The organism is Cyanobium sp. N5-Cardenillas, assembly GCF_024345515.1.
In the GTDB taxonomy this organism is placed as follows: domain Bacteria; phylum Cyanobacteriota; class Cyanobacteriia; order PCC-6307; family Cyanobiaceae; genus Cyanobium.
The window spans coordinates 1-9,494 of sequence record NZ_JAGQBG010000119.1; the positions used below are offsets into that span (position 1 = coordinate 1).

General features: G+C 68.9%; 9 protein-coding genes and 1 pseudogene. 3 read left to right on the forward strand and 7 right to left on the reverse strand.

From position 1 onward, the window contains the following. The coding region (locus KBZ04_RS10370) for a hypothetical protein (protein ID WP_254991856.1) at positions 1–447 on the forward strand (447 nt) is incomplete at its 5' end. Positions 448–507: 60 nt separating this feature from the next. Further along, a complete protein-coding gene (locus tag KBZ04_RS10375; RefSeq protein WP_254991857.1) occupies positions 508–1,026 on the forward strand; it encodes a hypothetical protein in 519 nt (172 codons plus the stop codon). Between the two features lie 6 nt (positions 1,027–1,032). Here KBZ04_RS10375 and KBZ04_RS10380 read toward each other — a convergent pair whose 3' ends face one another. The 3 genes from KBZ04_RS10380 to KBZ04_RS10390 all read right to left on the reverse strand — a co-directional run bounded on the left by KBZ04_RS10380 (position 1,033) and on the right by KBZ04_RS10390 (position 4,762). Next, a complete protein-coding gene (locus tag KBZ04_RS10380; protein WP_254991858.1) occupies positions 1,033–1,827 on the reverse strand; it encodes a hypothetical protein in 795 nt (264 codons plus the stop codon). A gap of 392 nt (positions 1,828–2,219) precedes the next feature. Beyond that, positions 2,220–2,663 (reverse strand): cupredoxin domain-containing protein, encoded by a 444-nt coding sequence (locus KBZ04_RS10385; RefSeq protein ID WP_254991859.1) that lies wholly within the window; start codon positions 2,661–2,663, stop codon positions 2,220–2,222. Further along, positions 2,660–4,762: a copper-translocating P-type ATPase gene (locus tag KBZ04_RS10390; RefSeq protein WP_254991860.1), complete on the reverse strand. Its 2,103-nt coding sequence runs from the start codon at positions 4,760–4,762 to the stop codon at positions 2,660–2,662. The genes KBZ04_RS10385 and KBZ04_RS10390 overlap by 4 nt, the downstream gene beginning before the upstream one ends. 87 nt (positions 4,763–4,849) lie before the next feature. Here KBZ04_RS10390 and KBZ04_RS10395 point away from each other — a divergent pair, with 87 nt between their 5' ends. Beyond that, positions 4,850–7,033: a beta-glucosidase family protein gene (locus tag KBZ04_RS10395; protein WP_254991861.1), complete on the forward strand. Its 2,184-nt coding sequence runs from the start codon at positions 4,850–4,852 to the stop codon at positions 7,031–7,033. Positions 7,034–7,037: 4 nt separating this feature from the next. Here KBZ04_RS10395 and KBZ04_RS10400 read toward each other — a convergent pair whose 3' ends face one another. From KBZ04_RS10400 to KBZ04_RS10415, 4 genes and pseudogenes are all read right to left on the reverse strand, one after another. Next, positions 7,038–7,538 (reverse strand): hypothetical protein, encoded by a 501-nt coding sequence (locus KBZ04_RS10400; RefSeq protein ID WP_254991862.1) that lies wholly within the window; start codon positions 7,536–7,538, stop codon positions 7,038–7,040. After that, a complete protein-coding gene (locus KBZ04_RS10405; protein WP_254991863.1) occupies positions 7,508–8,590 on the reverse strand; it encodes a glycosyltransferase in 1,083 nt (360 codons plus the stop codon). Before KBZ04_RS10405 ends, KBZ04_RS10400 begins: the two co-directional genes overlap by 31 nt. 28 nt (positions 8,591–8,618) lie before the next feature. Beyond that, the gene (locus KBZ04_RS10410; RefSeq protein WP_409995960.1) at positions 8,619–9,233 is read right to left on the reverse strand and encodes an esterase/lipase family protein; all 615 of its coding nucleotides are present in this window, start codon (positions 9,231–9,233) and stop codon (positions 8,619–8,621) included. A gap of 26 nt (positions 9,234–9,259) precedes the next feature. Beyond that, positions 9,260–9,494, reverse strand: a pseudogene (locus tag KBZ04_RS10415) (peptidase); the annotation flags it as partial.

The following is a 9,494-nucleotide window of genomic DNA, read 5'->3' on the forward strand; positions in this document are numbered from 1 at the left end:
GTCGCCCTCGACACGATCGTGTCGGTGGCGATGATCACCGACGGCCGCCCCGAACGGCGCCCCTGGTGGGACAACCGGCCCGACTTCGGCCAGGGCTGGAGCGGCACCAACGTCGCCCTGCCCACCAGTTCCTGGCTTGATGGTGATCCGATCCTCAGCTCGGGACTGCGCTACACCAGCAGCGGCACCCCAATCCGGGTGCCCACGGCCGCCGGCGTCGACATCTGGGCCCAGGCCCAGACCTCCCTCAACAACACCCTCGACACCGTGGCCTCCACGGTTGGCGCCAGCAACGTGAACGTGCTGGCCATCGGCATGGGCGACGGGGGGATCTCCAACTGGAACGCCATCTACACCGACCTGTTCACCAACCAGACGTTCGATGCCAGCCGCAGCTGGAACTACCAGTTCTCCACCTCCGGCCAGCTGCCGCAGCTGTCGGGATAACTCGCCATTGCGCCCATCCCCCCGATCACGGCAGGCTGGACGCGCTGGATCCCGATGACCATGACCCGCGAGCACGACCCCTTCCGCATCCCCCGTGCTGGCTGGGAGTTGGCACCCCTGGCGGGTCTGGCCTCGGTGGATCTGAACCACAACGGTGGTGCCGTCAGTGGTGGCGAGTTCTTTTCAGAATCGACCGTTGGGGGGGTGGTGCTTTACGCCACCTACCAGGCGCTGCTCAGCGCCCTGCGCACCGAGGCCCTGCGCAAACGGGGCCAGATCGACCGGATCACCCAGGTGAGGCTGGTGCTGGCCACAAGCCTGGAATCCGCCAAAACCGGCGTGGCCGTGGGTGCCGTGCTTTCCGTTGTGCTGCTGGTCTTCCCCTGGCTGGCGGCACCGATGGCGGTGATGGGTGTGCTGGGCAGTGCCAAGGCCTCCCTGGATCTGTTCCATGCCTTCTGGGATGGGCTCGATGCGGAACAGAAGCTCCAGGTCACCGTGGCCGCCCACGAAGCCGGCGTGAACCTGCGTCGATTCTTCAGCAACACCTCCGATGGCGTGGGCACGATGGCGGGCTGACGGCCATCACTGGCCGCCGAACAGCTGCTGCAGCAACCCGCCCAGGGCCTGCCCCAACCCTTCAGCGTCGCCGCCCTGCACCACCTGTCCATAGGCGTCCACCGGCTGCAGGGCCTGATTCAACGGGGCCGTGGTGGCCTGGGTGGAGCTTCGGAAGCCCAGGTTGAACACGTTGCTCCAACCCAGCTGGATGTCGGTGCGGTATTGGTCAGCATTCACCTTGGACACGACGGCCGCCGTTGAGCCGTTCGGCAGCTGGATGCTCCATGGGTTGTTGCCCTGGGCCGTGAAGCGGATCGTGCGCAGCGGATTCGAGACCGGCAACCTGTCAAAGGTGAAGGCCAGGGTCTTGGAGCCGTTGGCGTTGTTCTGGACGATCTCGTAGCGGCAGGTGCCATTGTAGATCGAGATGCCCGCATTGGTCCAGGCACAGGTGCCGCTCTGGCGGGTGCGGGTGAACGGGGGGCGGAAGCTGTTGTTGGGTTGCTGTCCTGGGTTGAGGCCGCTGCCCGGTCCCCAGGTGGATCCGGAGCCGCCGATCACCGTGCCCTGGCCGCCCTGGTTGACGCCCCCGGCATTGGAGCCGAACAGCCAGGGATTCAGCCGTGGGTCGTAGGAGGTGCGCTGGCTGTTCGTCCAGCAGCCGCGCAGGTTGAAGTTGCAATAGCGGCCATTGGCGAAGGTGACATCGACGATCGGATTGTTGACCAGATTGTTTTCCAGATTGCGGCGCGCACGACGGCCGAACTCCTGTTCGGTTTCCGCCAGGGCGGCACCGTTGGCGTTGAAACAGACGCTCACGGAGCCGTCACAGATCACCCCCTGGACAGGGAATGTCAGGGATCTGCCACCGCCACCCCAGGGGGAATTCTGGGGCTGGGACGGCTGGGTGGGGGACCCCCAGGGATTGCCCTGAGCCAAGGCCCCAGGGGATGTCGCCAGAACGGGCAGGGCGACGAAAAGAACTGTTGAAGACTTGAACGCGCCGGCGAGAGGGCGGGAAAGAGTGTGCTTGGAAAAGGCGCTAAATAGGTTCTTCATCATGTCTTGATCATTGAAGTCGAACATAACAGAGCAGGTCTTTTGTTCCTAAGTAGCCAAATCATCTGCAGCATCAAAGCAGAAGAAATGGCCATCGATTGGATCACCAGCCAAGGTGGCTCTCCCCGGGCCCGGGCAGCCTGGCTGCCCTCTTACTCGGCTTCGATGCTGCCGCGCACCATGTTCATGCCGCAGTGGAACGGGTAAGGCCCCGGCCGGGTGGGCAGCAGTTCGATGCTGGTGGTGGCCCCCAGGGGGAGGTCGAGGGTGCGCTGGAAGTCCGGGAAAATCACCTGGGCCACACAGCCACTCGGATCGGTGCGGTGAAAGCGGAGGCGCACGGGCCGGCCCGCCTTCACCCTGATCTGGGACGGGGAGTAGCTGCCATCCACGGCGATGGTGATCTCCTGCACCCCCTGCTCCCCTTCGCTGGCCACCACGTCACCACCATGGCGACCCAGAAACCACCAGAGTTCAGCGGCGATCAGGACCAGCCCCACCGCCGCCACCAGCACCCGCAGGACCAGGGGCTGGGGAATCGTGCGCCACAGAGGCGCTGCGAGCACGAGGGGCGCGGAGAGAACGAGTGGCGTCATGCGGCGGCCCCCACGGAGCGATGGGCGGGCCGGAAGCGGCGCAGCCGCAGGGCATTGCTCACCACCGACACCGAACTGAACGCCATGGCGGCCCCCGCCAGCATCGGGTTCAGCAGCCAACCCGTGAGCGGGAACAGCAGGCCGGCGGCGATCGGGATGCCCGCCACGTTGTAGGCGAAGGCGAAGAAGAGGTTCTGGCGGATGGTGGCCATGGTGCGGCGGCTGAGTTCGATCGCCGCCGGGACGCCAGCCAGATGGCCCGAGAGCACGGTGATGTCACTGGCGGCGATCGCCACATCGGTGCCCGTGCCCATGGCCATGCCCACCTCGGCCCGGGCCAGGGCCGGCGCGTCGTTGAGACCGTCGCCCACCATCGCCACGGGCCCCTGGCCCTGCTCCTGCAGGCGCTGCACCACCGCCGCCTTGTCGCCCGGGCGCACCTCGGCGATCACCCGCACGATGCCCACATCGGCGGCCACCACTTCGCTGGTGCGGCGGGCGTCACCGCTGAGCAGCACCACCTCCAGACCCAGCCGACGCAGGGCCGCCACGGCGGCATGGGCTTCGGGCTTGATCGGATCGGCGATGCCGAAGCAGGCCTCGATCCGCCCGTCCACCGCCACGGCGGCCACACTGCGGGCAGCCCGCTCCAGCCGCGCCACCACCGGATCGAGCGGGGTGGTGTCCAGGCCCGAGGCTTCCAGCCAGCGGGGGCTGCCCACCCGCACCTCTAGCCCGCCCACGGTCGCCAGGACGCCAAGACCCGCCATGGCCTCGAACGCCTCCACATCCGGTGGCTCTTCGTCGCCGCGACGACTTGTGGCGTAGGCCACAATCGCCTCGGCCAGGGGATGTTCCGAACGGGACTCCACCGCCGCCACCAGGGCCAGGAGCGTCCCGACGGGCATCCGGCCGCCATGGAGCCGCTCGAAATCGGTCACCTCCGGCTGGCCCATGGTCAGGGTGCCGGTCTTGTCGAGCACGATGGTGCGCAGCCCGCCGGCCGTTTCCAGCGCCTCGGCGCTGCGGAAGATCAGGCCGATCTCGGCCCCCTTGCCGGAGGCCACCATGATCGCCGTGGGGGTGGCCAGGCCCAGGGCGCAGGGGCAGGCGATCACCAGCACGCTCACCAGGAACAGGGTCGCCAGGACCACGTTGCCGCTGACCAGGAACCACAGCACGAAGGTGGCGATGGCGATGGCGATGACCACCGGCACGAACCAGCCCACCACCTGATCCGCCAGGCGCTGCACCTGGGTGTGGGAGCTCTGGGCCTGGCGCACCAGCTCGACGATGCGGGCCAGCATGGTGTCGGCACCCACCCGGGTGACACGGAAGCTGAAGCTGCCGCTGCGGTTCATCGAGGCGCCGATCACCCCGTCCCCGGGGCCCTTGGCCACCGGCGTCGGCTCGCCGGTGAGCATCGATTCCTCCACCCAGGTGCTGCCCTCCACCACCACGCCATCGAGGGGCAGCTTCTCCCCGGGACGCACCTGCACCAGGTCGCCCACCACCACCTTCGCCACGGGGATGTCCGTGGCGACCCCCTCCCGCAGCACCCGGGCCGTGGGGGGCTGGAGCTGCAGCAGCCGCCGGATCGCCTCGGAGGTCTGGCCGCGGGCCCGGGCTTCCAGCAGCCGGCCCAGGAGCACCAGCGTGAGGATCACCGCAGCCGTTTCGTAGTACACATCGGCCGGAAGGCCCTCGGCGATGAGCACCCCCGGGAAGGCGGTGGCCAGCAGCGAGGCCAGCCAGGCGATGCCGGTGCCGGCGGCCACCAGGGTGTTCATGTCGGCGCTGTGGCGGCGCAGCGACGACCAGGCGCCGGTGAAGAACTCCCGCCCGCACCAGAACAGCACCGGCGTGCTCAGCAGCAGCTGGGTCCAGGGGCTGGTGAACCAGCCCGGCAGCCACTTGAGATGGACGCCGAGCATGTGGGGCAGGGTGGCCACCACCACCAACCCCGTGAGCACGGCCGCCACCGACAGGCGGCGGCGCAGCACGGTGAGCTCATGGGCCAGCTCCCTCTCCATCGACGTCGAGGGGGTGGCCAGCGGCTCGACGGCGCAGCAGGGCGAGCCCAGGGTGGTGATGCTCATCGCGGGCGGACCGGGGCCGGGAGCTTGGTCTTCACCGTATGGGCTCCCCTGGACTGGAGAGTCAAGCCCCGGCCCTAGGCTGAATCCGTGCCCAACCGCCACGACTGGAGTCGCCTGGAGTACCAGGCCCGGACCCAGCTGCAGCGGCTCAGCCTGGACGAAAAACTTTGCCTGCTGGACGGGGACACCCCGTTCTGGGGAGGCCTCGCGGACATCGCCCTGCACGACGCCTCCCACCGCCGCCCCTGGCCCGCCGGGGTCTTGCGTCGCCTGGGGATCGCTGGGCTGCACTTCGTCGATGGCCCCCGGGGGGTGGTGCTCGAAGGCGGCGCCACCACCTTCCCGGCACCGATCGGGCGCGGCGCCAGCTGGGACGTCGATCTGGAGGAAAGGATCGGCGACGCCATGGGAAAGGAGGCGCGATCGTTCGGCGCCAATCTGTTCGGCGGCATCTGCGTCAACCTGCTGCGCCACCCGGGCTGGGGCCGAGCCCAGGAAACCTACGGCGAGGACCCCGTGCACGTAGGCGCCATGGGGGCCGCCAGCAGCCGTGGCGTGCAGCGCCATGCCATCGCCTGCGTCAAGCATTTCGCCCTCAACTCGATCGACAGCGCCCGCTTCCGCGTCGATGTGGACGCCAGCGAGCGGGCGCTGCAGGAGCTTTACCTGCCCCAGTTCCGCGACTGCATCGAGGCCGGGGCCCTGGCGGTGATGAGCGCCTACAACAGTGTCAACGGGGCCTGGTGCGGCCAGCATCCCCATCTGCTGCAGGAGATCCTCAAGCAGCGCTGGGGCTTCCGTGGCTTCGTGCTCAGCGATTTCATCTTCGGAATCCGTGATGGCGAGGCCGCCATGGCGGCCGGTCAGGACCTGGAGATGCCGTTCCGGATGATCTTCCAGGCGACGCTTCCGGCGGCGGTGGCCGCTGGAAGGGTGCCGATGGCCCGGATCGATGACGCCGTGCTGCGGCTGCTGCTGGCCCAGGCAACGGTGCCCGCAGGCACCTACCCGGAGTCGCTGCGTGGCTGCCGGGGGCACCGGGCGCTGGCGCGGGAGGCGGCCACCAAATCGATCGTGCTGCTCAGGAACGAGGGCAACTTGCTGCCCCTCAGCGGGATCGGTTCGTTGGCGGTGATCGGGCCCCTGGCCGACACCGCCAACCTGGGGGACCGGGGCTCCTCCGACACCCGGCCAGCGCCGGGGTCGGTGGTGACGCCCCTGGCCGGACTGCAGGACGCGGCGCCCGACCTCCAGCTGTTTCCCTGCGATGGCAACGACCTGGCCAAGGCCTCGGACCTGGCGGCCCGCAGCGACGCGGCCCTGGTGGTGGTGGGACTGGACTGGCGCCACGAGGGCGAGCACATCCACCCCGGTGATCTCGCCCCGATCCTGGGCCAGGCCCCCCCACCCGATGGGCTGGTGCGCCTGGTCGGCCGCCGCCGCCTGCTGCCGCTGTGGTCACATCTGGCGGGGGCGGTCGCCCAGGTGACACGCCTGGGTTCGGCCCGCGCCGGCGGGGCCTTCGCCTCGGGCGATCGCACCCGGCTCCAGCTGCCGGCCGACCAGGAGGCCCTGATCCTGGCCGTCGCCGCCGCCAACCCCCGCACGGTGGTGGTGCTGATGGGGGGCGGGGCGATCCTCTGCGAGGCCTGGCGCCAGCGGGTGCCAGGGCTGCTGCTGCTCTGGTATCCCGGCCAGCGGGGCGGGGAGGCCCTCGCCGACGTGCTGCTGGGACGGGTGTCACCGTCGGGGCGGATGCCCTATGCGGTGCCCACCGATGCCAGCCACCTGCCGCCGTTCGACCCCCGGGCCCGGCGGATCACCTACGACCTCTGGCATGGCTACCGGCGGCTGGGACGCCATCGTCACCCAGCGGCCTTCCCCTTCGGATTCGGCTTGTCCTACAGCAGCTTCAGCCACAGCGACCCGGAGGCCCAGCAGCTTCCCGGCGCCCTGGAGCTCACGGTGACGGTGGCGAACACGGGGACGATGGACGCTGCGGAAGTGGTGCAGATCTACGCCGAGCCCCCCGGTCAGGCCGTGGAACGGCCGCGACGCAGCCTGGTGGGCTTCCGCCGGCTGAGCCTCCAGCCCGGCCAGAGCGAGCGGGTGGCGATCGAGATCCCACTCCGCCGCCTGGCCTGGTTCGATGCATCCCGCGACGCGTTCCTGCTGGAGGGGGGACCCCATCGGCTCATCGTGGCTCGCCACGCCGAGGACCGAGGGATCGGCGTGGACCTCACCCTGGAGGCTGGGGTGGTGGGCCACTGAGGGCTCAGGGAACCGTGGCGCGGCTGTCCAGGAGCGCCAGGGTTCCCTGGACCCGCAGGTGGTTGTAGCGCTGCAGCCAGATGAAGGGCAGGTTGAACAGGGTCGCGAAGATCAGGTTGATCAGCACCCCCGCCGGCGGCAGCCACAGGGCGGTCACGATCCAGAACGGCCAGAGCGCCAGATGGACCAGCTCGGCCCGGCGGGTCTCCTCCAGCAGGCGCTGCAGGGTGGCGCGATCCCTGCCCACCAGGCTGTTCTTGGCCACCCCGCCTGGAAAGGCGGTGCCGGCGTCCGGCAGCAGGGATTTCCAGCGGTGAATGCCGAGCCGTTGCTCAAAGCCCTCCTTGCTCTCCGGCCAGGGGCGCCGACCGGTGAGCCAGGTGTCGCGTATCAGGGCCGACTGGGGCAGTCCGTGGGCCAGCCAGCCGACCAGCAGCGACCACCCCAACCAGCCCAGGCCGCAGGCCAGGACCGCTAGCGCGTCGGAAACCGTCTGCCTTTCCATTCGATCGTGCCCCGCTCCAGATTCAGGATCGCCAGAGCGAACACCCCCAGAAAGAACAGCACGGGAATCGGAAAGATCAGGCAGATCCAGCCGAAGTCGCCGATCCGCCGGGTGACCACCAGCAGCTGCACGGCAAAGGCGAGGTAGAGGAGCAGATTGGTCAGCACTGACGCATCGCCCAGCATCGGCCAGCCCAGCAGGGAAGCGGGCAGGCACCAGGCCGCCCAGAACAGCCCGGAGATCCAGAGGAGCACAGCCAGCATCCAGAACCAGCGCACCTCCCCGGCGGCGGTGGCGAAGTTCTTGGCAAAGCCCACCACCATGTCCTGGAGACCGCCGGGATACATGCGGTAGTCGAGCAGGCCCTGGCCGATGAAGGCGCTCACCGGCAGTCCCGCCTGCTCGTACAGATGGCCCAGGAACCAGTCCTCCACCACCTTGCCGGCGACCGCGGCATGGCCGCCGATGTGGTCGTAATCGGCCCGGCTGGTGGCCATGGCCGGACCAAAGGCCACCCCGCACTCCTTCCCCATCGGCACCGCCATCAGCCCCACGAGGTTGAACAGCACCGAGAGCTGCTCGTAGGCCTTCTCGGTACGGTGGAAGGGCTGGACCGAAACCAGGCCACCCAGTTCCTGCTGCGCCGCCACGAGACGCTTCAGGAACTCGGGATGGGGCTCGGTGTCGGCGTCGAGGAAAAGCAGCAGCTTCCCTGCGCTGGCGCGGACGCCATGGTGCAAGGCCCACGTCTTGCCGCACCATCCCTCCGCCAGGGGCGGTGGCTGGGTCACCCTGACCCCGTCTGCAGCAGCGATGGCGGCCGTGCGATCACTGGAGTGATCGTCGATCACGATCACCTCCAAGGGGGTGAGGCTCTGGAGATGCAGGGCAGAAAGCAGCTTCGGGAGGGTGTGTTCCTCGTTGCGGGCCGGAATCAGCACCGAAACAGTGGGTTGACCTTGAACCCTGGAGGGGGGGAGGCGCGGCATGCGCAGGCACAGGGCCCAGCCGAGCAGCCAGCGCACCAGCAGGGAGATGGCCAACAGATCCACGGTCGGCTCAGCTGCTTGTGGTTCCAAGCTAGGGACGCAGCAGCTCGTCGACTAAAGCCTTCAGGGCAGCCGGGTGGCTCATGAGCTGGTGGTGGTACCGCACCGGCAGGTTCTTCCCCGGACCGATCGGCAGCACGGCACGCCAGGCCGGCATCACCATCAGATCCGGCTCGCAGTAGAAGCTGCAGCAATCCACGTCCTGAAGCGTGGTGAGGTTCGCGTTAAGACGCTGCAGCAACGGGCTGCCCGTCTTCAGGTCGGCGATGCCAGCCAGGGGCCAGCGGGGCCAGGGCCCGGCCGTGAGGGTGCCCTGCTGGGGGCTGCCCACGCTGATCAGCCGCCGGGTGCGCCGATGGCCGCCCAGCAACTGGATCCAGGCGCGGGCGATCACACCGCCCATCGAAAAGCCCAGCAGGTCGATGGGTTGCTCCAGACCGAAGGACGCGTCGATGTGGGTGGCGAGCAGGCCGGCCTGCACCGCGATCGGCGTCAGCCCGAAGCGGTGGGGCAGGTGGGGGATCAACAGGGGGCCGCGGCGCCCTGCCAGCTGGCGCTTGAGCGGGTCGAACACACCGGGGGTGTCCCACATGCCGTGGATCAGCACCAGCGGTGGAAAAGGGTGAGGCCGATCCCGGTCCGGCATCAGCCAGTCGCGCCACGGGATCTCGCTTACCAGACCAACTCCGGCAGCTCCCGGAACACCTGCCGCACACCGGCGCTCCATTCCCGGCTGAGTTCCTGGAAGTAGGCGTCACCCTCGCTGAATCGGCGCCGCTGGGTGATCGCGAGGCGATCCCGTTTGTAGAGGAGCAGGTCGATCGGCATTCCCACCGACAGGTTGCTGCGCATGGTGGAGTCGAACGACACCAGCACGCACTTGGCCGCTTCCGCCAGGGTGGTGTCG

Coding starts and splice junctions, on each gene's coding strand:
- KBZ04_RS10375 (WP_254991857.1), top strand. CDS start 508: ATGACCCGCGAGCACGACCCCTTCCGCATCCCCCGTGCTGGCTGGGAG.
- KBZ04_RS10385 (WP_254991859.1), bottom strand. CDS start 2,663: ATGACGCCACTCGTTCTCTCCGCGCCCCTCGTGCTCGCAGCGCCTCTG.
- KBZ04_RS10390 (WP_254991860.1), bottom strand. CDS start 4,762: ATGAGCATCACCACCCTGGGCTCGCCCTGCTGCGCCGTCGAGCCGCTG.
- KBZ04_RS10400 (WP_254991862.1), bottom strand. CDS start 7,538: ATGGAAAGGCAGACGGTTTCCGACGCGCTAGCGGTCCTGGCCTGCGGC.
- KBZ04_RS10410 (WP_409995960.1), bottom strand. CDS start 9,233: ATGCCGGACCGGGATCGGCCTCACCCTTTTCCACCGCTGGTGCTGATC.